We start from the raw sequence: 25,197 nt of genomic DNA, 5'->3' as shown, positions 1-25,197 counted from the left end.
CCGGTCAGGCCCGACTGCCGACAAGCGCGAAGAGTGCGCCCTGCGGATCGGTGCATTGTACGATCCAGGCACCGCCCGGCACTTGTATCGGCCCCATCAGAACCTTGCCATTGTTTTCGGCGACCCGCTTTGCGGCCGCGTCGATGTCGCCGACGTTGAAGTAATAGAGCCAGTAGGGCGGCGAGGGAATCTGCGGCGGCTTCGTCATCATGCCGCCGATCGCGTCGCCACCGGCTGCAAACAGTTGGTAGGTGCCCATCTCCCCCATGTCGACCGCGTCGCCCTTGGTCCAGTGAAACTGGCTTGCATAGAAGTCGAAAGCGCTTTTCCAGTCTGCCGCGAGAAGCTCGTGCCAGCCGACATGGCCGGGGGTCATCTGCGGGGCTGGCGTGCCGCCTTCGCCCTTGGGCGTGATCATCATGAACAACGCCCCTTGAGGGTCGGTCACCACCGAGAAGCGGCCGATTTCCGGGATGTCCTCAGGCTCGCGTATGACCTTGCCGCCGGCCTTGCGCACGCTTTCGGTGGCCGCGTCCACGTCGGCGGAATAGAGATAGCCGATCCAGGCGGGCTTCATGCCGGCCGCTTCCGCGGGAGTGGCCATGACGCCGGCCACCCCGGTATCGCCCGCCTTCATGATGACGTAGCGCATCTCGCCGCCGCTTTCCCAGGGCTCGCACTTCCAGCCCACCACGGTCTTGTAGAAGTTTTCTGCAGCATCGACGTCGCTGGTAATCAGCTCATACCAGACAAATTTGCTCGGATTGGCAGTCATGTCAGGCTCCTTCGTCGTCAGGTTGCTCTTTCGAGCCCGCGCCGGAGTGACGCTACATCCTAAATAGGCCGAATTTCGTGTCCGGCACCGGTGCATTGAGCGTGGCCGAAAGGCTTAGCGCCAGCACGTCGCGGGTTCTTGCCGGGTCGATTATGCCATCGTCCCAGAGCCGCGCCGAGGAATAAAGCGGGTGGCCCTCGTGTTCATATTTTTCGAGGATCGGCGCGCGGAATGCAGCTTCTTCCTCCTCGGTCCACGTGCCGCCCCTGCGCTCAATGCCCTCGCGCTTGACCATCGCAAGCACGGTTGCGGCCTGCTCGCCGCCCATGACCGAGATGCGCGCGTTGGGCCACATCCACAGGAAGCGAGGCGAAAACGCGCGACCGCACATGCCGTAGTTTCCGGCGCCGAACGAGCCGCCGATTATGACGGTGAGTTTCGGCACCTGTGCGGTGGCCACCGCCGTCACCAGCTTGGCGCCGTCCTTGGCAATGCCGCCGGCCTCGTATTTCGCCCCCACCATGAAGCCGGTGATGTTCTGCAGGAAGATCAGCGGGATCTTGCGTTGGCAACACAGTTCGATGAAATGCGCGCCCTTCAGCGCGCTTTCCGAAAACAGCACGCCATTGTTGCCGAGAATGCCCACCGGCATGCCGTGGATATGGGCAAAGCCGGTCACCAGCGTGGAGCCGTAGTTCTGCTTGAACTCGTCGAACTCGGAGCCGTCGACGATGCGGGCGATGATCTCGCGTACGTCGTATGGGTGGCGGGTATCGGTCGGCACGACGCCATAAATCTCTTCCGGCGCGTAGAGCGGCGGGATCGGCTTCTTCAGATTGAGCCCAATCATCTTCTTTCGGTTCAGGTTTCTGACGATCTGCCTTGTGATCGCCAGCGCATGCGCGTCGTCCATTGCGTAGTGGTCGGCAACGCCTGAGAGCCGTGTGTGGACATCCGCACCGCCCAGTTCCTCGGCCGTCACCTCCTCGCCGGTTGCTGCCTTCACCAGCGGCGGGCCGCCCAGGAAGATGGTGGCCTGGTTGCGCACCATGATCGTTTCGTCGGACATGGCCGGCACATAGGCTCCACCTGCCGTGCAGGAGCCCATGACGCAGGCGATCTGCGGAATGCCCGCCGCCGACATGTTGGCCTGGTTGTAGAAGATGCGGCCGAAATGCTCGCGGTCCGGAAATACCTCGTCCTGGTTGGGCAGGTTGGCCCCGCCGGAATCGACCAGATAGACGCAAGGCAGGTTGTTCTGCATGGCGATTTCCTGCGCCCGCAGGTGCTTTTTCACCGTGACCGGATAGTAGGTGCCGCCCTTCACGGTGGCGTCGTTGACGACGACCATCACCTCGCGCCCCTCGACGCGGCCGACGCCGGCGATCATCCCGGCCGATGAAATATCGCCGCCATACATGTTCCAGGCCGCGAACTGACCGACTTCGAGAAAGGGCGAACCGGCATCCAGCAGCTGGGCCAGGCGCTGGCGTGGCAGGAGCTTGCCGCGCGCGGTGTGGCGCTTGCGCGCTTCCTCCGAACCGCCGCCCTCGACGATGGCAGCATTCTCGGCAATATCGGCCACCAGCGTGCGCATGTGCTCGGCATTGGCCTTGAAGGTGTCGGAGGAGGGGGAAAGCTGGGACTGGATGACAGGCATGTCAGAGGCTCTCCGCCATCATCTCGCGGCCGATCAGCCAGCGCCGGATCTCGCTCGTTCCGGCGCCGATCTCGTAGAGCTTGGCGTCTCGCAGCAGGCGGCCGGTTGGATAGTCGTTGATGTATCCGTTGCCGCCGAGAAGCTGGATAGCGTCGAGCGCCATCTGTGTGGCCTTTTCGGCGGCGAAGAGGATGCAGCCGGCCGCGTCCTTGCGGGTGGTGTGGCCTCGGTCGCAGGCGCCGGCCACGCCATAGACATAGGCGCGCGCGGCGTTCATCGTTGTGTACATGTCTGCGAGCTTGCCCTGCACGAGTTGGAACTCGCCGATCGGCTGCCCGAACTGCTTGCGCTCGCGCACGTAGGGAACCGCCACGTCCAGGCAGGCGGCCATGATGCCGAGCGGGCCGCCGGCCAGCACGGTACGCTCATAGTCGAGGCCCGACATCAGAACCTCCACGCCCGCGCCTTCCTCGTTCAGCACGTTTTCGAACGGCACCTCCACATCCTCGAACACGAGTTCACCGGTATTGGAGCCACGCATGCCGAGCTTGTCCAGCTTCTGCGCCACGGAAAAGCCGGGCATGGTATTCTCGACCACAAACGCGGTTATTCCGCGCGACTTCTGCTCCGGGTCGGTCTTGGCATAGACCACCAGCGTATCGGCGTCGGGGCCGTTGGTGATCCACATCTTAGTGCCGTTGAGCACATAGCGGTCATTGCGCTTTTCGGCGCGCAGCCTCAGCGACACCACGTCCGATCCCGAACCTGATTCCGACATGGCGAGCGCGCCGACCCTCTCGCCGGAGCACAGCGGCGGCAGAAACTTCTCCTTCTGCGCCGGCGTGGCCCAGCGGTTGATCTGATTGACGCAGAGGTTTGAATGCGCGCCATAGGACAGGCCGACCGAGGCGGAAGCGCGCGAAATCTCCTCCATTGCCACGACATGGGCGAGATAGCCCATGCCGCTTCCGCCAAAATCGGCCGAAGCGGTGATGCCAAGCAGGCCGAGCGCGCCCATCTCGGCCCAGAGATGCTCCGGAAACTGGTTGGCGCGGTCTATCTCCGCCGCCAGCGGCGCGATCCTGTCCTGGGCGAAGCGCCGCACGAGGTCGCGCAATGCTTCGATGTCCTCGCCTTGCCCGAAATCAAGCGTTTGCGTGTACATAGGGGCGCTCCCTGGGCTTGTCCGCGCCGGTCAGGCGCATGGTCATGGCAAGGTAGGTCTCGGCCACTTCTTCCACCGAGAGACGCTCGTCCGGGCGGAACCAGACAATCACGCCGGTGATCATCTGGATGATTGCAATTGCCGTCAGCCCGATGTCGTCGACGTCGAAAACGCCGGCTTCCGTCCCGTCACGCAGTATCTGGCGCAGTTCCTTTTCATAGGCAGTGCGCAGCCGAAGGATCGCGGTCAAATTATCGCGCGAAAGGCTGCGAAGCTCCATGTTGGAGACATGGGTCGAATGCCGCCGCTCGACATGGAAGCGGATGTGGTTTCGCACATAGGCGGCAAGCTCCGCGCGCGGATCGTCGGTGGCCGGGCGCACAGCTTCCCAGGCGGCAAGCAAGCCTTCCATGTGCTCGCGCATAAGCGTGAAAAGCAGGTCTTCCTTGGTGGGAAAGTAGCGGTAGAGGGCGGCGGCCTGCACGCCGACCTCGGCGGCAAGCTGGCGCATGGAGACAGCCTCATAGCCGAAACGCGCCATCAGACTGATCGCCGCGTCCCGAATGGCGGCTTCCGTCCTTCCACCGTCGGAGCCTGTCGTTCGCGCCATCCACTGCTCCCTTGCTGGAGAAAATAATAAAACGAGCGTTCAATTAATTCAAGGCGCGACTGACAGCATGGAATGGCGCCTTACCGGGGGCAGCAGAGGGCAAATGGAGAGCTGGGCTTCCGCCTCGAGTGGGAGAAGGATCGCCTTCTGGAACGGCCTATGTAGCCCGGACTTGGCGTCAGGCTTCGCAGGGGCGGCAGCCCTGTTGCGTGCAAAATTCCGGAGGCGAGGAGCAGCCGGCCACCGCTCCGATCAGAGAGCGGGGGCCGGTATTGGATCGGCGTAAGCGAGAGGCGCGGAGTTGCAGTTCGCCCGCCGCGCCCTGGGGAAATCAGCCGCGGGCTGCTGCCAGTGCACCGGGCAGTTCCTCGCCGAAAATCTCCAGTTCGTGGTCAAGGCCCACGCTGACACGGATGCAGCGGTTGAGCACCGGCGCCATCGGCTTGCGGATGAAGACGCCGCGAGCCAGCATGTGCTGCATCACCTTCATGGCGAAATCGGCGTCGCCGCCGCAATCGATGGTCACGAAATTGGTGGCGGACGGGATGGGAGCGAGGCCGTTCTCGCGAGCAATCGCCGAGATGCGGTCGCGCCCGGCAGCAACCTTGCCCACTACCGTGGCGAGGTAGTCCTGATCGGCCAAAGCTACCTCGCCGGCGATCTGGGCCATGCGGCTGACGCCATAGTGATTGCGGATCTTTTCGAACTCGGAGATCAGCTGGGCGTCACCGAAGGCGTAGCCGCAGCGGATGCCGGCGAGGCCATAGGCCTTGGAGAAGGTGCGCATGCGCAGCACGTTGAGGCGATCGACCTCGATCGGCGGCAGCGCGGAGGCCGGCGCCGTTTCGCCATAGGCCTCGTCCAGGATCAGCATGGTGGTTTCGGGCAATGCGTCCATGAAGCGGATCAGCTCGTCCGTCTCCCACCAGGTGCCCATCGGGTTGTCGGGATTGGAGAGATAGACCAGTGGCGCATTTTCCCGTTTCACCGCCGCCAGCAGCCCGTCCAGGCTTTCACGGTCGTTCTCATAGGGCACCGTCACCAGCCTGCCGCCGACGCCGGCGACATGGAAGTTGAATGTCGGATAGGCGCCAAGCGAAGTGACCACCGCGTCGCCGGGCGAAACCAGCATGCGAACCGCCAGGTTCAGCACACCGTCGATGCCTTCGCCGACGACCACATTGTCGGAGCCGAGTCCGAGGTGAGCTGCGAGCGCGGTGCGCAGATCATGATTGTCGGGATCGCAGTACATCCACATATCCTTGGCGACGTCCTGCATCGCTGCGATCACGCGCGGGGAGGGGCCGAAGCTGCTCTCATTCGCACCAATGCGGGCGCGGAACGGCCGCCCGCTCATTCTCACCTGCGCCTCCGGGCCGACGAAAGGCACCATTGCCGGAAGGGCGGCGATGATCGGGGTCAGGGGCGGGCGCTGCTTCATGGTTTCATGGCTCTCAAATTTCAGGGGGCGACAACCTCATGGGCCATCGCGTCTGCCCGCAGATAGCAGAGTTCGGCCGGGCAGGCCTCAGGATTCTTGCGTGCCAGGCGGTTTGGAAGCCGTCAATTCCACCGGCAGAAAGCGGCGCGCCCGAACAGATCGGCCGGGCGCGCCGGGTAAGCGTCAGTGTGCAGCAACTTCCGCCGCGGGCGCCGCTTCGCCGGCGTCCTTGCGCGCGAAATCCTTGCGGGAAATCAGCGTGTAGAACATCGGGACCACGAACAGGGTGAACAGCGTTCCCACCAGAACGCCCGAGAAGATCACCAGGCCCATGGAATGGCGCGCAGCGGCGCCAGCGCCTGCCGCCTTGATCAGCGGCACCACGCCGAGCGCCATGGCGGCGGTGGTCATCAGGATCGGCCGCAGGCGTACCTTGGCCGAAGCCACGATCGCCTCCATACGAGAAAGGCCATGCTCCTCGCGCTGCTGGTTGGCGAATTCGACCAGCAGGATGCCGTGCTTGGTGATGAGGCCGATCAGCGTGATCAGGCCCACCTGCGTGTAGATGTTCAGCGTACCGAGCCCAAGGTTCAGCGGGACGAGGGCGCCGAAGATCGAAAGCGGCACCGACATCATGATGATCAGCGGATCGCGGAAGCTCTCGAACTGCGCCGCGAGCACCAGATAGATCACCACAATGGCGAGGGCGAAGGCGATCAGGATCGTATTGCCCTGTTCCTTCTCCAGCCGCGACTGGCCGGAATAGTCGACGAAGAAGCCTGAAGGCAGCAGCGGCTTGGCAATTTCTTCGATCGTTGCCAGGCCGTCGCCGGTGGTCACGCCCGGCAGGGGCAGGGCCGAGATCGTGGCCGAGTTCAGCTGGTTGAACTGCTCGATCGAGGCCGGCGAGGCATTGGTGCTGATGTTCACTACGGCCGACAGCGGCACCATTTCGCCGGTCATGCTGCGGACGAAGAACTGCCCGAGCTTTTCCGGATTGCCGCGGAAGGTATCCGGCACCTGGGTGATGATGTCGTAGCTGTTGGCGTCGCGATCGAATTGCGCGATGGCGCCGCCGCCGACCAGCAGACCGAGCGTCGTTCCGATATCCCGGATGGGAATATTGAGCGCCGCCGCGCGGTCCCGGTCGATGGTGATCGTCACCTGGGGCGCGTCGAAGGAGAGCGAGTTCTGCACGATGATGAATCGCCCGGAAGCCGTCGCCTTCTGCTTGATCGCCTCGGCCACTTCGAACACCTGGCTCGGATCGCCGGTCGACTGGATGACCAGCGAGATCGGCAGGCCGCCGCCGGCGCCGGGCAGAGATGGCGGCGCGAAGACCAGCGCCTGGGCACCGGCCACCTTCTTCAGCCGGTTCTGGATGTCCTGCTGGATTTCCTTCTGCGAGCGCGTGCGATCGGCCCAGTCCTTGAACGCCCAGACCGAGAAGCCGCTGTTCGTCTCGCCGCCGAGGCCGACGATGGAGAAGTTGGCGCGCAGTTCGGGCAGATCCGCCGTCAGGTCGCGAATCTGGTCGGCATAGAGACTGGTGTATTTGGTCGTGGCGTAGCGCGGCGCCTGGATGAGCGAGAACAGCGCGCCCGAATCCTCCTCGGGCGCCAGCTCGCTCGAGGTCTTGACGAACATGAAGCCGGTCACCGCCACCAGCGCCACGACGACCAGCATCGTCACCGGGCGGTATTTCAGCGAGCCGGAAACCAGCCGCTCATAGCGATTGGCAATGCTGTCGAAGGTCCGGTCCACCAGGCTCTGGAAACGGCCATGGCCGGGCTTCAGCAGCCGGGCCGACATCATCGGCGTAATGGTGACGGCGACGAAGCCCGAAATGATGACCGCGCCTGCCAGCGTAACGGCAAATTCCCTGAACAGCGAACCGGTCAGGCCGCCGGTAAAGGCGAGCGGTGCGAACACGGCGGCAAGCGTGATGGTCATGGCCACCACCGGCGCGAAGATTTCGCGCATGCCCTTGAACGCCGCCTGCATCGGCGACATGCCTTCTTCCATATGCCGGTGGATGTTCTCCACCACCACGATGGCGTCGTCGACCACAAGGCCGATGGCCAGAACCATCGCCAGCAGCGACAGCAGGTTGATCGAATAGCCCATCGTCAGAAGGATGAAGCAGACACCGATCAGCGACAGCGGAATGGTGACCACCGGCATCACCACCGAGCGGAACGAGCCGAGGAACAGCAGGATGACCACGATCACGATGGCGACCGCCTCGGCGATGGTCTTGAAGACTTCGGAGATCGAAGCGCTGATCGTCTCGGTGGAATCGTAGACGAGATTGATCGTCATGCCATCCGGCAGGCTGCTCTGGATGGCAGGCAGTTCCTTGATGACGGCCGAGGCAGTGTCGAGCGGGTTCGCCGACGGGGTGGGGAACACGCCGATGAAGGTGCCCGGATTGCCGTTGAAATTCACCACCGTGTCGGTGCTTTGGGCGGCGAGCTCGACCTTGGCGACATCGCGCAGCCGCACGACATTGCCCTTGTCGGACCGCAGCGGCAGCGCGCCGAAGGCCTCGGGGTTCTGCAGCGTGGAGCGCAGCGTGATGGAGTGTGCGACATATTCGTTCTTGGTCTTGCCGGGGGCGGCAAGGAAGTTGGACGAATTGATAGCGTTCAGAACTTCCGCGGCGGTCAGGCCGCGGGCGGCCAGGCGGATCGGGTCGATCCAGACGCGCATCGAGTAGTTCGCCGCGCCCAGCACCTGCACTTCGGCCACGCCCTGGATGGTGGAAACGCGCGGGCGGATCACGCGCTCAATATATTCGGTCAGCTCCTCCGACGTCATGTTCGGGTTCTGCATCGCCAGATACATGATGGCGAATTGCTGGCCGGTGCCCTTCACGATGGTCGGGTCCTTGGCGTCGCTCGGCAGCTTGCTCTTGACCTGCTGCACCTTGGACATGACCTCGGTCAGCGCCACGTCGGGATCGGAGCCGAGCTTCATCTGCACCGTCACGATGCTGGCCGAAGGCCGGCTCTGCGACGTGACATAGTCGATGTTCTCGGTCGTGGAGACCGCAGAGGAAATCGGCGCGGTGATGAAGCCCTGGATCAGATCCGGGCTCGCGCCCGGATAGGCCGTGGTGATGGTGATCACCGTTTCATCGACCTTCGGATATTGCCGCACCGAAAGATTGAAGATGCCCTGGAAGCCGAGAAGCAGGATCAGCAGGGCAACGACCGTCGACAGGACCGGCCGACGAATGAAGATGTCGGAAAAGCTCATTTCTTTGCCTGCTCCGGCTGGGTCGGAAGGGCAGGGTTGACGGTGTTGTCGATGGCCACCGGCGCGCCGTTGGAAAGCCGGTTCTGGCCTGCCGTCACCACCTGGTCGCCCGCGGCAACCCCTTGCAGGATCTCGACAAGACCGTCGGAGCGGCGTCCCGTCTTCACGAAAACCTGACGTGCTACGAGCTTCGGCTCGGGCTGCTCGGAGGCCTTGGCCTCGTCCACGACGCCCGCGCCGCCAGAATTCGCCGCTGCCTGCGGCTCTTCCGGGCGGATCACGAAGACATAGTCTCCGTAAAGGCTGGTCACCACGGAGGTCTGCGCCAACGCGACCACGTTCTTCTCCTCAGGCAGGATAACGCGCGCCTGGACGAACTGGCCCGGGCTGAGCTTTCCGCCGGAATTGGCCACTTCGGCCCGAACCGCCACGAGGCGCGAAACCGGGTCTACCTTCGGCTCGACGCCGATGATGGTTCCTTCAAACGGCATATCCTCGGACGAGACGCCGAAGCGGACATGGCCGCCGATCTTCAGCAATCCAATCTGCTGTTCGGGAATCGAAAAATCGACATACATCGTCTCCAGGTCCTGAAGGGTGGCGACGATGGTGCCGGGGGCGAGATACTGGCCCAGATCGACCCTGGGAATGCCGACGGTGCCGTTGAAGGGGGCGCGAAGCTGCTTCTGGTCCACAAGCGCCTGAAGCTTGGCGACCTGCGAGGCAGAGGCATCGGCTGCGGCGCGAGCGGAATCGACCGTCACATCCGAACCCACGCCGCGCTTCTGCAGCACAGCGGCGCGTTCCAGGGTCGTCTTGTCGAGCGCGGCCTGCGTCTTGGCCGCGGCAAGATCCGCCTGCTGAACGGCGTCATCGAGCTGGATAAGCACGGCGCCGGCCTTCACCTGCTCGTTGGCGGTGAAACGGATTTCCTTGACCAGCCCGGCGGTCTCGACGGTCAGGTCGACACCCCTTGATGCGCTGACCGTGCCGATGGCCTCGATACCGGGCGTCCAGGTAACCGGTTCGACCTCTTGCGACGACACGGTGAGCGTCGCCACCGGCATGTTGGCGAAAAACTGCTTGATGGCGTTGTCGCGGAACAGGTTGAAACCGACGATCCCGCCGCAAACGAGCACAAGGAGAACAAAGGCAATAAGGAAGCGCTTTATCATAGCGTCACCGACATCGAAAAACTGGGTTGAGCTGGCTCAGGCACACGTCTTCATCCCCACGCTGCCTTCCGGAAAAAGCAGTGGTTGAAAACTTGGTGGCATTTACTGTACCGTCTGGACGGTAATGTCAATGTATTTCGGAGATTCCAATGGCGGCTGAGAAGGTGACATCCCGGCAGAGAATCCTAGCGGCGGCCGCACAAGTAGCGCGCGACGTCGGGCCGGCTCACCTCTCGCTTGATGCCGTCGCGCAGCGTGCCGCGGTCTCGAAAGGCGGTCTTCTCTATCACTTCCCCAGCAAGGCCAAGCTGCTGGAGGCACTGGTGGAGCAGCATCTGAGCGAGTTCGACGCGGCCCTGAACAGGAAGGAGGAGCAGCAACAGGGTTGTCCCAACAGCCTGATCTCGTCCTACCTAAAAATGTTTGTCACCGAACTCGAGCAGTCCCAGCCGCCCGCTTCGGGTGTTTTGGCGGCGATGGCGGAGAGCCCCGAGTTCCTGGCCCCCGTCAGGCGCTTCAACCGAAAGCTTCTCGACCGCCTCGAAGCGAACTCCAGCAACGCAGCCAAGGCGCTTATCGTCTATCTCGCGCTCGAAGGCATGCGGAGCCTGCGGCTTTTCGAGGTGGACGTCCTTACGCCGGATGAACGGGAAACGGTTCTCCGCTCGCTCGCCGCTATGGTGGAAGCGACGGCCTGATGGCCCGGCCTTAGGCAGGGCGACGGATGGGTCGGGCAGCTTGAGTCGCGAGTCGCTTCGCCCGGGCTATCCGGCGCGCCTGGCTATGCCGCGTTTGTCCGCTTCTGCAGCTTGGCGTTCTCGTTAAGCCGTCGCCAGGCGTCGTTCATCACATCGCGCGCGGCTTTTGCCTCGGTCTCGGTCATCCCCGCCAGGAGATGATCGCCGAACATCGCCGGTTCGTCGTTGATGAGGTCCCACACGGTCCAGGTGTCCGAGGGATCGAGAATAAGGTCGTAGCGGTCTGTCGTTTCCATGCCGCCATTGGGCAGCGATTCCTTTATCCAAGTCTCAATATGCACAGGGGCATTTGATTCAAATGCAACCTTCCCGCGCCGAGGCGCACGCAGTTCCAGGCCGCATGGCCTTGTCGTCCGTGATTCTTGGTCGATGACGTGCCGCGGAGCCAGGAAAGGAAATGCAGCGGGCGAGGCGCATCAGTCCGATTCGGCGAGGGTTCAGCAATCTTCCTGCCGGCTTGGGCATGCATGGCGCACGCAAGGGCCTTTGGGGACGATTCGTTCAGTGGGTCGGAAGGAAAGCCGGGGAACCGCGATCGCTGGTAATGAGCGCTGGCGGAGAGGATGGGATTCGATTGGTCCCGTAGATCCGCAGAAATCCGGCATTCTTAATTCATGTTACACAGTCCCGGGGGCCGCCGTGCGATCGCGCGGCGAGCTGTCGGAGCTGTGTCATGGTGACGTCGGAAGGGATAGCGACGCCCCTCGGCGCCCGCGTCGAGTCGATCCCCCAGAAGCCCGCGCTGCCGCAGCTCGGCTATCGGGTGCTGTCCGCCGATAATGGCGGCTGGATCGTGTTTTCCGCACATCACGATCAGCACCGGCTGGAGCTCCCGCTCGGCGCCTTCACCAGCAGCGCCGACCTGCTGGCCTGGCTCAAAGACGAGCACCGCAAGGTCGACGAGGGCAAGGCGCAGCGACCAGGCGGAGATCCCGCATGACGTCGGTGCCGGAAAAACCCCTCGGCGCTGGCAAACCACGCGCCCTCATATCGAACTCGGGGCGCCGATCGGGATGTATCGCGTTGTCGGCTGGGTCGAGGAGAGCGGCAAGACCCGCTCCTGGATTGAAGACGACTTCTCGGATCGGAAGGACGCAGTCGCTTGAGTTGATGCACTCGTCGCTGCCGGCGCCAGTTGCGCCACAGCGATCAATGATCGCGACAGGAACGTCTACACGGTCAATCCCGCGTACCGCCAATTTCAGCAACCCACCAGCGTGACCAAGCTCGCCGGCCTCACCCGTGAGGACGGCAAGCCCAATAGCGGTTCCTATCGGAGGAAGTGACATGACGTCTGCTTATCCGCTGACATGGCCGGCCGGCCGCCCACGATCCACCAGCCGCAAATCGGCGCCCTTCAACAAGAAGGTGCATAACGGCCGCTACATGGAAACGAAATCGCTGACCATCGCTGACGCCGTCGACCGCCTGGAATTGGAGATCGATCGCCTCGGGGTGCGCCAGTACGTCATCTCCACGAAACATCGAGCCTCGGCTCGACGGCCGGCCGCGATCTGGCCAGCCTCAGCCAACCGATCCCCGGGTGGCGCTGTATTTCCACCTCGGCGACAAGCCGCACTGCCTGCCATGCGATACTTACGACCGCGTAGCCGACAACATCGCGGCGATCGCCAAGCACATAGAGGCTACCCGCGCCATCGAGCGCTATGGCGTCGCCAACATGGCTGAGATGTTCGCCGGCTTTGCTGCGCTGCCGCCGCCGGCCGCTGCACGGTCCTGGCGTACAGTTTTCGGCTTTCACGACATTCAGCTCCCGAGCAAGTCGGCCATCGAGCAGGCATGGCGTGAGCGCGCGACCGGGCGACCGGCTATGGGTGCGCGAGCATTGGCGGACGCATGCATATGCCTCGCTGGGCCTCCCGCCTCACGCTGACCGTCACCGACGTGCGCGTGCAGCGGCTGCAAGAGATCAGCGAAGATGACGCGCGGGCGGAAGGCGTCGAACCCTATGTTGGTTCGACCCGCTGACCTGGCGGTACCCTCAGAAACACGTCTTCAAGCGGGTTCATACTTCCTTTCGTTGATCTTTGGGACGGCCTCAACGCCTCCCGCGGCTTCGGCTGGGATGCCAACCCTTGGGTGATAGCCGTGTCCTTCACCGGTGAGTACCGCAACATCGACGCTACGAGCGGCGGTGGGGAGGGCCCGCCTTGACCCTCGACGAGTTTCACAACGGCTTGCGGATCTTGCTCAATCTCGAGCGCGGGCAACTCGAGGACGCCGGCATCATCCTCCATGGTGACCACAACGCCTGGGCAATGTTCGCCCGAGATCTGTTCCGTTTCCTTATCCGCTCCGATGAACACCGCGCCCGGAAGGTTTGGGCGCTCATGCAAACGAGGATGAAAGCATGACAGAAACCCCCGACACCGAAGGCTTCGAGTCGTCGAAATCTTCGGCCGCCGCCGGCATTTCGGCCGCGCCCGTGAGGAGAAGTTCGGCGCCAAGATGCTGCGCATCGATGCGTCCCTGCGCGACGACTGCGCGGACACCGGAACCGCCTACCACCACAAGCAGGACGGCGAGTGGATCGGCGTCCCAGATCTTCGAAATCTGCGGGGCGGAGTGGGTCCTGGTTTCGGCTCCTATGACCATTGCCCCGCCGACTGGGAACATGAGACTGTGCGCGTCGGCAAAGCCTATTGCGGCCGGCTCCTAGATGGCGCCGAGCACAACGCTCGGCCGCAGTATCTGACATCCAGGAGAGCACGAATGCAGTTATCGGATTTGCTCGACCAGTATTGGCGCCGAAGGGGAGGATGGACGGGAACATCATACGGCAGTCTGCGCCGCCCATCGTGTTCGCAACCAGATCGAGCGAGAGTTCGCAGTTACCAAAGCCACGGCCGAGCCCGACTTCGCGACATCGATCGCCGAAACCATTAAGGAGGAAAGTCTTAGTGGCGCTGCCTGGGGGTGGCAACCGTGCAGTGGTTGCTATGACATCGAAGAAGGTCGACCAATCGCCCGGTACCAGCACAGCAACATATTCGGTTGTGACGTAGGTAGCGGCTGCAACGAATGCGGCGGCTTAGGCGTCAACTGGATACACTACAGTGCCGCGGAGCTCGAGGCCATGGTTGAAGATCTCAGCCACCGACCGGAAGGCCTCTGCGAGGCCCCCGAAACGAACACGCCGCTTTCCGTGACGGGGCACAAAGGAACCGCTGATTTTTGGGCAGGCCTGCACGCAATAAAGGCCTTCTTGGCGAAAATCGACGCGAATGTTCCAGCCCGGAGGATGGCAATGGTCAGCGAGGGTATGAAGGCTCTTGAGGCCCCGCTGCAACATCTTATGTGCGACGATGGTTCACCACTGTGGCTGCAGATCCACTATCTGTTCGAAACGTGACGGGGGAAAACGACAAGGTCATCATCCAGTCAGCGGTCGCAGACAAGATCTATGTGCCGCAGTACGAGCCGAAAATGCTTTATGTGGCTAACTACCCGGCACAACCGATCTCCAGAATGTGGCTTCAAATCGCGGCTCTCACGCGATGCGCGCCGGTACCCATGGTGGCCGCCATGCCACGACCGCGTATCGCCCTCGCCACCAGATGGTCGGTGCCGCCTCTCGCGACGATGTCTTCTCGAGGGATAACCGGCTGAGCGAGTATAGCTTCGATAAGTCACAGGATCTTACTGTTCGCAGGGAAAAGGGGCTCCACCTGAGAATATTTTGATCAATGCTTCACCAGTTGAAGAATGTGCTATGGGTCGATATTGACATGCCGTCTAGCAGCAAAATACGCTTTCAATACAGTGCCATATTAATTAGTGTTTGGGCCGAAAGGTCATTGGCAAATTGAGCGAATGTATTTGAATGTAACGATTGAGGAAGTCAAAAAAATGGACTGGACTGAAGAAGACAAGCGACTGGGCATGGACCGGCCGATCAGCCGGCGCGACTTCCTCGATGGACTCGCATTCACCGTGGGTGGGGCTCTGGCGATGCGAGCGTTCAAGCCCAGCGCCGTCCAGGCGCAAGCGGGCCCTGCCACCGCCTACCCGCCCGGGGTCGCTGGCCTGCGCGGCCAAACGGATGCAGCGCAGAACGTCATGCATGCGGTACGGGACGGCGCTTACTGGGAGATGGCTGGCGCAATCACCCCGACCGGTGAACATTATGATCTCGTTGTCGTTGGCGCCGGCATCTCGGGCCTTACTGCAGCCTATATCTACCGCCAGCAGGCCGGTCCGGACAAGCGCGTGCTGGTGATCGACCCGCTGGATGATTTCGGCGGCCATGCCAAGCGCAACGAGTATGTTGCCTCGAACGGCCAGAAGATCGTCGGTTATGGTGGCTCGCAGTCGATCGACACGCCAAGCTTCTTCAGCCCAGCGGTGCAGAAACTGATCAGCGACGTGGGAATCGACCTCAGCCGCTTCGAGACTTGGTTCAATCAGAAATGGCGCGACGAGCGGGGCCTGTCAAACAAGGCGCTGTTCTTCTTCTCCGAGCAATGGGGCGAGGATAAGCTGGTCGTCCGTACCAAGGATACCGCCGCGTGGGTCGCGCAGACTCCGCTGAACGACAAGGCAAAGACCGATCTCATCAAGCTCATCGACGCTCCTGCCGACTACCTGCCGGGTCTGACGCGCGAGGACAAGCTCCAGAAACTCAGCGCCATCACCTACAAGCAGTTCCTGCTCGACTTCGTGAAAGCCGACCCGCAGCTCGTCGACCTCTACAAGACCACGACCATGGGCTATTTCGGTGTTGGCATCGACGGCACCAGCGCGCTCGACGCCTGGACCAATGGCAGCCCCGGGTTTGATGGCATGGACCTTGGCGAGTCGGTCCACAAAAACATGGCTCCCAGCGGCCGGGTGAACTTCGCCGGGCCGGACGACTACATCCACCATTTCCCCGAAGGCAATGCGGGCATTGCTCGCGCCCTCGTGCGCGGTCTGATCCCGGCGGCCTTGCCCGGCTCTACGATGGAGGAGATTTCTACCGGCACACTCGACTACAGCAAGCTCGATCTTCCGGGTGATCCAGTGCGCATCCGGCTGAACTCAACTGTTGTCAAGGTGGCCCATGACGGCAGTCCGGAAAGCGCGGAGCGAGTGGTGGTGACCTATGCCGGCGAAGATGGCAAGCCGTTCACGGTTACCGGCAACCATGTCGTGCTCGCTTGTTGGAACCGCGTCATCCCATACCTTACCGACGAGTTGTCAGAAGAGCAGGTGACGGCGCTCAACGACCAGCAGAAGGTGCCGCTTATCTACGCAAACGTGCTGATCCGCAACTGGGAGGCTTTCGACAAGCTCAAGATTGACCGCTTCAGTGCACGCGGCAACTTCTGGAGCGGCGCCTCGATCGACTTTCCGGTGTCGGTGGGTGACTACAGGTTCGCCGACAAACCCTCCGACCCGGTGGTACTTCACCTCACCAAGGTCTTCGCGCCGCCGGCCGACACCGCGCGCAACCAGTTCCTCGCCGGGCGCCGGGAACTCTACAGCCTCACTTTCGAGGAAATGGAGCGCTCGATCCGCGACATGCTGAACCGCGCGCTAGGCGCCGGGGGCTTCGACGCCGCTCGCGACATCGAGGCAATCACCTGCAATCGCTGGGCTCATGGATATGCCTATGAATACATGCGGCCATGGGATGCCTACTGGCCAGATGGTCCACTGCCGATCATGACGGCGCGCAAGCCTTGGGGGCGTATCGCCATCGCCAACGCCGACAGTGGCGCCTACGCGTATGCCCACTCGGCCATGGACCAGGGGATCCGTGCGGTGCGCGACTTGCTGGGAACGCCAGAAGGCGCGCCCGACTACAGCCGATATCCTGGACCGCCCCTGGACAAGCTCGGGCTCTAAGCGGGCGGCGGGCGCGGGACCGTCCCGCGCCTCGCCGATAGCCACGTGGGCTCGACACCGGAGCCGCGTCCTCGTTGCCGTCATCGTCGACTGACCACAACCAATAGTTTGCCATTGGTCGGTGGACACGTGCATTCTGAACATCAAGCCCTTTTATCAGTTACCTAAGGTGGCTTCATGGCGATTTCTTGATGACCTTCAAGGACACATCATCACCAGCCTCGTAAGAACCGGGGTGGGTACGGCGGTACTGCGCAACCGCCTCCCACCGTAACGCGCGTCACAGTTCGGCGATGACCGCCTGAACCTGTTGCGCTACCTGCAGAAGCAGTTTCTCTTCACCAAAGGCCGCGGCGAGCTGGAGCCCCATCGGAAGTCCGTCTCTATTGAAGCCGCAGGGAAGCGTGATCGCAGGAAGTCCCGACTGGTTGAACGGGGTCGTGAACCGCGTCAGGGCCGGGTGCATCGGACGAACCTTGCCGTTGATGACGACAAACTCGTCTTCGATGCGGGGTGCCACGGTTGCGACCGTCGGCGTGATCAGAACATGGACGTCCTTGAGCACGGCCTGGAGGTTCTCGCGTTGCATGGTGCGCAGTTGCTGCGCCTTGACATAGTCGACGCTCGACAGGAACTGTCCGACTTCGAGCCGCACCCGAACATCTTCTCCCAGAACCTCCGGCGCCTTCTCGATCGCTTCCCAATAGACCTGGGCAGCTTCCGCGGTCACCGTCTGGATATGGATTGGCAGGCAGTTTTCAATGGCAGGAACGGTGACCGGATTGATGCTGTGGCCCTTGAGCGCCAGCCTCTCGATAACCTGGTCGATGCGGGCGAGGATTTCATCATCGACCTCGTCGTAGAAGTAATGAGACGGCTTGCCGAAGCGAATGCCGGCAATCGCGGTGTCGGCCGAAGGGCAGACCGTAGAAGGATCGATATCCGCCATCACAGCGTAGAGAAGCGCAGCGTCCTCGACGGTTTGCCCGATCGGTCCCAGATGGTCCAGTGACCATGCCAGCGGCAGAACGCCGCCGCGCTCGATGCGATCATAGGAAGGCTTCAGCCCGACCACGCCGCAAAAGGTGGAGGGTATGCGGATGGAACCGGATGTGTCGCTTCCTACCGACACCGGCGTGAGACCAGCGGCAATGGAGGCTGCCGCGCCCGAGCTTGAACCCCCAACCAGATGATAGGGGCTGTGTGGGTTGCCGACGCGACCGAAATGCGGGTTGATGCCGGTCGCGCCATAGGCAAGCTCGTGCAGGTTGGTCATGCCTGCCATGACAGCGCCTGCCTTGCGGACGTTGGCAACGACGGGCGCATCGTGATGGTCGGTGCTTGCCGGCAACGCGCGCGTGCCGCCGGTGCGCGGATAGCCTTTCACGAACATGAAGTCCTTGATCGGAACCGGCACGCCCGCCAGAGGGCCGACGTCTTCTCCCTTCGCGATGCGCGCGTCGATGGAACGTGCTTCCTCACGCATGAGGTCGCCGTCGAATGACGTGAACAGATTGAGGCTCCTCACGGCCTCCGCCCTGGCGATATAGTCCTCGGCAATCTCCAACGCGCTCACTTCCCTGGAGCGCACCTTGTCAGCCAACGCGCTGGCATTGCTCGCGGTGTACGATCCCGAGCCGGTGACAGTTTCCGTCTTGAGCGGAAGGCGCGGCGCGGTCAACTGGGGCTCATGCGTTGCCAGCGGAATTGCCATGAAGTTGCGCAACTCTTCCTCGTTGACGCGCAATCGGGCTTCCCAGCGCGGCAAGCGCTCTTCGATCCGCGTTTCACGATAGGCCGACACCGCATCGATCATCGTCGGCATAGTCTCTTTTTTCCACGACATGTGGCTCTCCCGGGAAATGATTGGTCTTTTGGGGATCGAAGACGCGATCACGCCCTGCCTTGCAGGAAGTTCATCACGTGAGTGTTGTAAGCGTCGGCTGCGGTTTGGGGGCAGAAATGCCCCCCTTCCGGCAGCTTCACCATTTTGGCGCCCTTGATGCCTTCGGCGAGTTCGTCCCAGAGGTGGTGCGGAGTGACGGCATCGTCGATCGCGCCAATCAGCAGCGTATCGACGTCGATCCGATCGAGCTGATCGCGAGAATCGAAATCCAGCAAGGCCTGGATGCGCGACGCGATAGTCGGCGCGTCGCCGCTTTCATTGTTGCCGGATGGCTGCAGAAACTCGGGGTTCTTGCCGAGGAACGAGGGCGGATAACGCACGATGCGTCCGAACTGCTCGTAGGCATGCATTCCGATCTTCTCGAGAATTTGCAGGCGCGTTCCGAAAAGTGTGCGGAAATACTCGTCACCATAGGCCCAGGTGGCGCTGAGAACCAGCTTGCGCAGGTCGTATTTCTGGCGGATGGCCAGGGTCTGTGCAATTGCGCCGCCGGTCGAGTGGCCAATGATGTGAATATCGCCGAGGCCAAGCTGCGCAATCAGGGCTTCGACGTCATCCGCCATGAGATCGACCGAGAACTTTTCCGTTTCGGCCATGCTGCGTCCCGTGCCGCGATGGTCGTGAATGATGACGCGGAAATGGTTCTGGAAGAACTCGACCTGCTTTCTCCAGAAGCTTCCCACCCCACCAAGACCCGGGATGAGCAGGAGAGGCGAGCCTTGTCCGGCCTCCTCGTAATAGAGCTGCCCATTCCTGATGTTTACAAACGGCACCAGACTACTCCTGCAGGAACATTGAATTTCGAAATATGCGAGTCCACGGGGTCCGCTGGCGAATGCCCGGAACCCTGCGGCCTATAGGCCAGGGGAAAATTCCCACGCCTGGTGGCGGATGCCGCGGCTACTTCATGAGGTTTGGAAGGAACATCACCAGCGCCGGGAAAGCGCACACCAGGACGATGCGAAGAATGTCCGCCATGATGAAGGGGGTGACGCCTTTGTAAATTTCCCAGATGTCGGTCTGGCGTGACAGCCCCTTGATGACGAACACGTTCAAACCGAATGGCGGACTGATCATGCCGATCTCGACGGTCATGGTGACGACTACGCCGAACCAGATCGGATCGAAACCAAGCTGGGTGATGATCGGAAAGACGATCGGAACCGTGATCAGCACGACAGCCGTTGCATCCATGATGCAGCCGAGCAGGAGCATGACGAGCAGGATCACTGCCAGTGTGCCATAGGCGCCGAGATTTGCTTCCATCAGCAAGGTGGAGATTTTCTGCGGCGTCTGCGTGATCGTGAGGAAATAGCCGAACAGCAAGGCACCTGCCAGGATGGTGATGATTGCCGCGCCGGTGTGAACGCTCTCAATCAGGGCCGCTACAAGTCGCTTGCCGGAGAAGCTTCCCATCGCAAAGCTGATGACGATTGCGCCGGCTGCGCCAATGGCGCCTGCTTCAGTCGGCGTGAACAGCCCGCCATAAATGCCGCCGATCACCAGGATGATGAGAAGCAGCATGGGTGACAGCTTGCCGAGGGATGAAACGCGCTCCACCAGCGGTGTCGGCTGGCCCGTCGGTGCGTCTTGCGGCCGTCTCCAGATCCAGATCCGAACCGTCAGCATGTAAAAAAGGACGGCGAAGAGGCCGGGAACAATCGCTGCCATGAAAAGCAGGCCAATGCTCTGCTGGGTGATGAGACCGTAGATCGCCAGCGCGATCGAGGGCGGAATAAGGATGCCGAGCGTGCCGCCGGCGGCGATAACGCCGGTCGCCAGCCTGTCGGAATAGCCGTAGCCGCGCATTTCCGGCAGGCCGATGCGCGTCATCGTTGCGGCCGTGGCGGCAGATGAGCCACAAATTGCCGCGAACCCGCCGCAGGCCGCGATGGTAGCTGTCGCCAGTCCTCCCCTAAAGCCACCGAACCATGCCTGTGCGGCACGGAACATGTTGGCGCTGATGCCGGATGCGACGACGACAGCGCCCATCAGGACGAACAGCGGAATGAGCCCCATCGTATAGTCGGAAAACGTCGTGATTACCGAGTGGGACACAAGTTTGAATGCCGGTGCAAATCCGGTCAAAAGACCAAATCCGACCATTCCGGCTGATCCCATGGCCAGGCCAATGGGAACGCGTAGGGCGCAAAGGAGCAGCATCAGCCCGAAGCCGACGCCAATGACGAGATTGGTATCCATGTTGGAATACTTTCCGGATAGATCTTGTGGTGAGGTCGGCCCGGGCCGCGAATTGAGGCGTCAGGTATCCGCTGACGCCTCGCTCGTCACAGGAGGATCTGGGTGGTTTCTTGTCGCGCGGGCGAAACAACCTGCTTCAACAGCAAGAGGGCGGCAGCAAGAATGCCCAGCCAGGCAGCCGCCTGGAATCCCCAAATGGGGATTCCAAGGTCGAGCGTCTGCAAGTGCGCGCGCATCGTATCCTGCACCTTGATGAAAAGGGCTGCGCAATAGCCGCTCATGATCAGAAACGAGATGAGCGCGCCAATACGGCTAACCACATTTTTCACCCTGTCGCTCAGGCGCCCCCAGAACACATCCAGGTAGATGTGGCTTTCATTCCGGAAAGCACCGGCAACACCCCAACATACAACTACGCCCAACAGTAGCCGCGTCAGCTCATAGTCATCCGGCAGCGGCATGTTGATTGCAAAGCGGCTCATCACCGAAAGCGCGGTCAAGAGGACCATGCACATCAAGAGAAGTGCAGGGACCAGGTCGAGTGCGGATCGCAGAATACGCATGGCGCAACCTCTCCCGGGTCAGTAGCTCGCGTTGTAGCTATCCAGCTTCGACTTCAACTCGTCGAAGATCTTGGCCCCGTCAGCGCCGGTTGCCGCCACTTCCTTCTCCCAGGCAGCGCGCACGCTTGCGGCCATCGCCTTCCACAGGTCAAGATGCTCCGGGGAAAGCGACACGATCTCGTGTCCTTCCTTGTTCTTGAGGATCTCGCGGCCCTCATCTTCATATTCCGTCCATGCCTTGGGCATGTGTTCGGAAGCGTCAGCACCGCAATTCTGGTCGATCGCGGCCTTCTGCTTGTCCGAAAGGGCATCATAGGAAGACTTGTTGATCAGCAGCGCCGTCGCCAGCGAATAGAGCTTGGTATCCATGTGGTACTTCAACGCACGATCCGCACCGAGCGAAGTCGTCAGCTTCCACGGGAAGGAAACCGCATCCACCACGCCGCGCTCGACAGCTTCCGCAGCATCGTTCGCCGACATCTGGATCGGTGCGCCACCCGCCAGGCGGTAGAGTTCCGCAGCCATCTTGTTGGGCGAGCGGATCTTCATGCCCTGAAGGTCCTCGGGCACTTCAACCTTCTTGCGCGAATGGATGCTGCCGCCGCCGTCGTAGAACATGGCGCAGACCTTCACGTCGGGCATCTCGGCGTCCATGTAAGACGAGTACCACTCATAGAGCGCGCGCGATCCCTTGTCGTTGTTCGACACAAGGAACGGGATTTCAGCGCCGGAAACGATCGGGAAACGGCCCGGCTCGATGCCGACGAGATAGAAAGCGATGTCGACAATGCCGTCGCGCGCCATGTTGTAGTGGTCCTTGGCGGCGCCGAGCTGCTGTGCCGGATAGATATCGATCTTGATCGTATCCCCGGACGCCTCGGAAACGGCCTTCGCCCAAGGCTCCATGACGCCGTAATGGAGCGCGTTGTTGGTTGGAAGATTATGGGACAGGCGCAGCGTAACGTTGCTGTCCTGGGCCTGCGCTACTCCCAAACTTGCGCAACCAGCAATCACCGCACCAATTGCAGCACCTGTAATTCTCAACTTGAAAGCCACGCCGTGTCCTCCCTGCTTTCTCAAGTACGAGTTCCATTAAACGGAACTTTATTTCCATTTAATGGAACTTTCTTACTGGACAGGTCGAAAGCGGTCAAGATAAAAGCCGGATAGAAATGAGCACAAATACGGGAGGGGCCTGGCCATGGAGGAAACTGAAAAGCAGAGCCGCGATCCGCTGGAGCGGCAGTTGCAGATTCTGGAATTGCTTGTCAGCTATCCTCAGGGGCGATCATTCACCGACATTCGCAATGACCTGAACCTGCCGAAAGCATCGACAAGCCGCCTGTTGAAGACGCTTGCAAGTGCCGGTTGCGTCCAGCTTGAGAAGAACGAATCCATCGGCTCTTCGGCGATCTATGTTCTCGGGGACCGGATTCGCGGCTTGCTGCGCGGCATAATGGATCCGGACCAGACGGTGACGGTGGCCCATGCCGTGCTGCATGAACTGGCGAAGGAAGCCAACGAAACCGCATTCCTGTCCGTGCTGCGTGGCGACAAGGTGGAAAACCTGGTGATGGCGTCGCCCGCAAAGGATGCCCATGGCTATGTGAATCCCGGGCGCGTCGTTCCCGCTCACGCGGCCGCGGCCGCCAAGGCGATCTTTGCCTATCAGCCCGAGACGGTCTGGAACCGCGTGCTCAGTCAGCCCTTGGCCCCGCTGACGGAAAAGACCATTACGGACCCGGAGAAGGTCCGCGAAGAGTATGTGCGGGTCCGCGACAAGGGCATTGCCTACTGCCGCGAGGAAATCGATTCCGGGCTGATGGCCATCGCCGCTCCGGTCCATCTGAAGGAGATCGGCGTGATCTATGCCGTGTCGATCGTCGGTCCCTCCTCGCGCATACGCAATCTGGACGAGGAGCCACTCGAGGCGATGCTGAGGAAGGCTGCCAAACAGCTTTCGGCTGCCTTCGAGCGCGTCATCCTCTCGGCCTGACTCGTCAGCCCTGTATCCTTCAATCTTCCAACGAACGGCAGAAAGACAATACATGTCGCATTTTTACGGCGTCATACCGTACCTTGTCAGCCCGCTGACAGCCGACGGCAACATCGATGAAAAAGTGTTGGGCGATCTTTGCAACGACCTGATCGTCAAAGGCGTGACCGGACTGACCCCCCTCGGCAGCAGCGGCGAATATGCCTATCTCACTGACGAGCAGAAGCGCCGTATCGTGGAGGTCGTCGTTGAGGCGAGCAGCGGGCGGGTTCCGGTCGTGCCGGGTGTCGCAAGCGTCTCCACCGAAGGAGCCATCGAGCAGGCAAAACTCTACAAGAAGATTGGCGTCGATGGCATCGTAGGGGTTCTGGATTCCTATTTTCCGCTCAGCGAACAGGAAGTCAGGAGCTATTTCCTCGACATTGCCAACAGTGTGGATCTCCCTATCGTTGTCTATACCAACCCGAATTTTCAGCGCACGGATCTTTCCATCGACACGATCTGCACGATAGCGGAACATCCGAACATTGTCGGCCTGAAGGATGCCTCGACGAACACGGGCCGCCTGCTGTCGATCCTCAACCGCTGCGAGGGCAAGCTCGACGTGTTTGCCGCATCGTCGCACATTGCTGTCAGCGTGCTCATGATGGGAGGGAAGGGCTGGTTTGCAGGTCCTGCCTGCGTGCTGCCCGAGCAGAGCGTCGAACTTTACAGCGCCTGCAAGCGCGGGGAATGGGAGTATGCCACCAGGGTTCAGAAGCGGCTGTGGGGCTTCAACGAAGTCTTCGCGCGCTTTCGCCTGGCAAGCTGCCTCAAGGCGGCGTTGCAGTTCCAGGGTTATGCGGTTGGCGATCCGATCCGCCCGCAGACACCGCTGGATGCAAATGCCGTGAAGATCGTGACAGACGCACTTCAAGCCGCCTCGTCGCTTGAATTTGCGGATTGACGGCAAGATGGCGGGGCGCGTGTTCAGCGCGCCCGTCACCAACGATTGGGCGACAGGAGGCCGGAACCGCCTCTCGCCGCGGCGGCGCACCAGTTGGCGGGAATTTCATCAGGGAGCGCCAAGGCGTCGCGACACCATTGTTGCGGCGCGTCTTACTTGCTCGCCGATCCGGTGGACGTCGGAATCGCCAACGCGGTGTTTTGGTCCCGATACGGAAATCCCCGCAACCGCTTCACCGTGGACGTTCAAGATCGGGGCTGCAACGCAGCGCATCCCCGTCGTCCGCTCTTCGTCATCAAAGGCGTAGCCCCGGTCCCGCGTCCTGTTCAGTTCATCCCGAAGCTGGTCGAAGCTGCGTACCGTGTTTTCCGTGAACCGTTCCAGGTCTTCCTTCGAACAATTGGGCAAGCCGGTCTTCGTCATACGCGCTCAGAAGCGCCTTGCCGATACCGGAGGCGTGCAGCGGGGACAATGTTCCGAGCGGAAAAAAAAGGCGCGGATCGAGTCATGCGTTTCGACCTGGCTCACGAACAACACGTTCCCGTCCTTGTCGATGCCGAGATTGGATGTTTCGCCCGTCTCCAGCATGAGTTCGCGCATGATCGGACGGCTGCGCTCGATTACGTTCGAGCGGCGCAAGAAGGCACCCCCTAGCCGCAAGGCTCCGCCGGAGAACTCATGGCTGTGTTGGTGCGCAAACCCCGTATGCTCGTCGCAATCGCTCTTGCCATCAAAATATCTAGGCTGATGAAGCACGGACGCTCATGGCGGCACCCCGTTTGTTCGATGGCTTTGTCGAATCGATCAAGCCACGCGGGGTCGCTGTGCCTGCAATCTGCTAGGATACACCTTTTCAAGGACCCTACATCAGTCAGCAGAGCGGTGGGGA

The 25,197-nt window shown here is 61.6% G+C and carries 22 protein-coding genes and 1 pseudogene; 8 read left to right on the top strand and 15 right to left on the bottom strand.

Annotated features, from left to right (window positions below; all coding sequences use genetic code 11):
• Positions 1–4 precede the first annotated feature (4 nt).
• The 7 genes from AC3A4H_RS01505 to AC3A4H_RS01475 all read right to left on the bottom strand — a co-directional run bounded on the left by AC3A4H_RS01505 (position 5) and on the right by AC3A4H_RS01475 (position 10,087).
• Positions 5–775: a VOC family protein gene (locus AC3A4H_RS01505; RefSeq protein ID WP_487765114.1), complete on the bottom strand. Its 771-nt coding sequence runs from the start codon at positions 773–775 to the stop codon at positions 5–7.
• Between the two features lie 52 nt (positions 776–827).
• Positions 828–2,435 carry a carboxyl transferase domain-containing protein gene (locus tag AC3A4H_RS01500; RefSeq protein ID WP_487765113.1) on the bottom strand — a complete coding sequence of 536 codons (1,608 nt, stop codon included), beginning with the start codon at positions 2,433–2,435 and terminating at the stop codon, positions 828–830.
• Between the two features lies 1 nt (position 2,436).
• The gene (locus AC3A4H_RS01495) at positions 2,437–3,600 is read right to left on the bottom strand and encodes an isovaleryl-CoA dehydrogenase (RefSeq protein ID WP_487765112.1); all 1,164 of its coding nucleotides are present in this window, start codon (positions 3,598–3,600) and stop codon (positions 2,437–2,439) included.
• Positions 3,581–4,210 (bottom strand): TetR/AcrR family transcriptional regulator, encoded by a 630-nt coding sequence (locus tag AC3A4H_RS01490; protein ID WP_487765111.1) that lies wholly within the window; start codon positions 4,208–4,210, stop codon positions 3,581–3,583. Before AC3A4H_RS01490 ends, AC3A4H_RS01495 begins: the two co-directional genes overlap by 20 nt.
• Positions 4,211–4,541: 331 nt before the next feature.
• Entirely contained in the window at positions 4,542–5,651 is a 1,110-nt protein-coding gene (locus AC3A4H_RS01485) for a pyridoxal phosphate-dependent aminotransferase (RefSeq protein ID WP_487765110.1), read from the bottom strand.
• A gap of 183 nt (positions 5,652–5,834) precedes the next feature.
• The gene (locus AC3A4H_RS01480; RefSeq protein WP_487765109.1) at positions 5,835–8,912 is read right to left on the bottom strand and encodes an efflux RND transporter permease subunit; all 3,078 of its coding nucleotides are present in this window, start codon (positions 8,910–8,912) and stop codon (positions 5,835–5,837) included.
• Positions 8,909–10,087 carry an efflux RND transporter periplasmic adaptor subunit gene (locus tag AC3A4H_RS01475; protein WP_348778338.1) on the bottom strand — a complete coding sequence of 393 codons (1,179 nt, stop codon included), beginning with the start codon at positions 10,085–10,087 and terminating at the stop codon, positions 8,909–8,911. The genes AC3A4H_RS01480 and AC3A4H_RS01475 overlap by 4 nt, the downstream gene beginning before the upstream one ends.
• Before the next feature lie 149 nt (positions 10,088–10,236).
• On the opposite strand from AC3A4H_RS01475, the gene AC3A4H_RS01470 reads away from it, so the two are divergent.
• Positions 10,237–10,785 carry a TetR/AcrR family transcriptional regulator gene (locus AC3A4H_RS01470; protein ID WP_487765108.1) on the top strand — a complete coding sequence of 183 codons (549 nt, stop codon included), beginning with the start codon at positions 10,237–10,239 and terminating at the stop codon, positions 10,783–10,785.
• An 83-nt stretch (positions 10,786–10,868) separates the two neighbouring features.
• On the opposite strand, the gene AC3A4H_RS01465 is transcribed toward AC3A4H_RS01470, so the two are convergent.
• Complete coding sequence (locus AC3A4H_RS01465; RefSeq protein WP_487765107.1) at positions 10,869–11,081, bottom strand: hypothetical protein; 213 nt, start codon at positions 11,079–11,081, stop codon at positions 10,869–10,871.
• Between the two features lie 437 nt (positions 11,082–11,518).
• On the opposite strand from AC3A4H_RS01465, the gene AC3A4H_RS01460 reads away from it, so the two are divergent.
• The 3 genes from AC3A4H_RS01460 (at position 11,519) to AC3A4H_RS01450 (ending at position 13,220) form a co-directional block, all read left to right on the top strand.
• A complete protein-coding gene (locus tag AC3A4H_RS01460; protein WP_487765106.1) occupies positions 11,519–11,785 on the top strand; it encodes a hypothetical protein in 267 nt (88 codons plus the stop codon).
• Between the two features lie 917 nt (positions 11,786–12,702).
• Entirely contained in the window at positions 12,703–12,834 is a 132-nt protein-coding gene (locus AC3A4H_RS01455) for a hypothetical protein (protein WP_487765105.1), read from the top strand.
• Between the two features lie 182 nt (positions 12,835–13,016).
• Positions 13,017–13,220 (top strand): hypothetical protein, encoded by a 204-nt coding sequence (locus AC3A4H_RS01450; RefSeq protein ID WP_487765104.1) that lies wholly within the window; start codon positions 13,017–13,019, stop codon positions 13,218–13,220.
• Here the strand turns inward: AC3A4H_RS01450 and AC3A4H_RS01445 are convergent.
• Positions 13,195–13,461 carry a hypothetical protein gene (locus AC3A4H_RS01445; RefSeq protein ID WP_487765103.1) on the bottom strand — a complete coding sequence of 89 codons (267 nt, stop codon included), beginning with the start codon at positions 13,459–13,461 and terminating at the stop codon, positions 13,195–13,197. The two genes, AC3A4H_RS01450 and AC3A4H_RS01445, sit on opposite strands and share 26 nt — an antisense overlap.
• Before the next feature lie 481 nt (positions 13,462–13,942).
• Between AC3A4H_RS01445 and AC3A4H_RS01440 the strand changes: the two genes are divergently transcribed.
• Complete coding sequence (locus AC3A4H_RS01440; protein ID WP_487765102.1) at positions 13,943–14,218, top strand: hypothetical protein; 276 nt, start codon at positions 13,943–13,945, stop codon at positions 14,216–14,218.
• Between the two features lie 425 nt (positions 14,219–14,643).
• Positions 14,644–16,695 carry an NAD(P)-binding protein gene (locus tag AC3A4H_RS01435; RefSeq protein ID WP_487765101.1) on the top strand — a complete coding sequence of 684 codons (2,052 nt, stop codon included), beginning with the start codon at positions 14,644–14,646 and terminating at the stop codon, positions 16,693–16,695.
• Between the two features lie 280 nt (positions 16,696–16,975).
• On the opposite strand, the gene AC3A4H_RS01430 is transcribed toward AC3A4H_RS01435, so the two are convergent.
• The 5 genes from AC3A4H_RS01430 to AC3A4H_RS01410 form a co-directional block, all read right to left on the bottom strand.
• Entirely contained in the window at positions 16,976–18,541 is a 1,566-nt protein-coding gene (locus tag AC3A4H_RS01430; protein WP_487765100.1) for an amidase, read from the bottom strand.
• 47 nt (positions 18,542–18,588) lie between these two features.
• Positions 18,589–19,374, bottom strand: coding sequence for an alpha/beta fold hydrolase (locus tag AC3A4H_RS01425; RefSeq protein ID WP_487765099.1), 786 nt, complete (start codon positions 19,372–19,374; stop codon positions 18,589–18,591).
• A 127-nt stretch (positions 19,375–19,501) separates the two neighbouring features.
• A complete protein-coding gene (locus AC3A4H_RS01420) occupies positions 19,502–20,803 on the bottom strand; it encodes a TRAP transporter large permease (RefSeq protein WP_487765098.1) in 1,302 nt (433 codons plus the stop codon).
• Positions 20,804–20,889: 86 nt separating this feature from the next.
• On the bottom strand, positions 20,890–21,366 hold the full coding sequence (locus AC3A4H_RS01415; RefSeq protein ID WP_487765097.1) for a TRAP transporter small permease: 477 nt from the start codon (positions 21,364–21,366) through the stop codon (positions 20,890–20,892).
• An 18-nt stretch (positions 21,367–21,384) separates the two neighbouring features.
• The gene (locus AC3A4H_RS01410; protein ID WP_487765096.1) at positions 21,385–22,359 is read right to left on the bottom strand and encodes a TRAP transporter substrate-binding protein; all 975 of its coding nucleotides are present in this window, start codon (positions 22,357–22,359) and stop codon (positions 21,385–21,387) included.
• A 208-nt stretch (positions 22,360–22,567) separates the two neighbouring features.
• Between AC3A4H_RS01410 and AC3A4H_RS01405 the strand changes: the two genes are divergently transcribed.
• Together AC3A4H_RS01405 and AC3A4H_RS01400 are read left to right on the top strand one after the other, a co-directional pair.
• The gene (locus tag AC3A4H_RS01405; protein ID WP_487765095.1) at positions 22,568–23,362 is read left to right on the top strand and encodes an IclR family transcriptional regulator; all 795 of its coding nucleotides are present in this window, start codon (positions 22,568–22,570) and stop codon (positions 23,360–23,362) included.
• 52 nt (positions 23,363–23,414) lie between these two features.
• Entirely contained in the window at positions 23,415–24,308 is an 894-nt protein-coding gene (locus AC3A4H_RS01400) for a dihydrodipicolinate synthase family protein (protein ID WP_487765094.1), read from the top strand.
• 108 nt (positions 24,309–24,416) lie between these two features.
• On the opposite strand, the pseudogene AC3A4H_RS01395 reads toward AC3A4H_RS01400, so the two are convergent.
• Positions 24,417–24,971, bottom strand: a pseudogene (locus AC3A4H_RS01395) (IclR family transcriptional regulator); the annotation flags it as partial.
• Positions 24,972–25,197: the final 226 nt, after the last annotated feature.

This window comes from Pseudaminobacter sp. Soil_N_29 (assembly GCF_057656055.1).
Note: the sequence above shows the minus strand (reverse complement) of the source record. Positions and strands in the feature narration are given on the sequence as shown.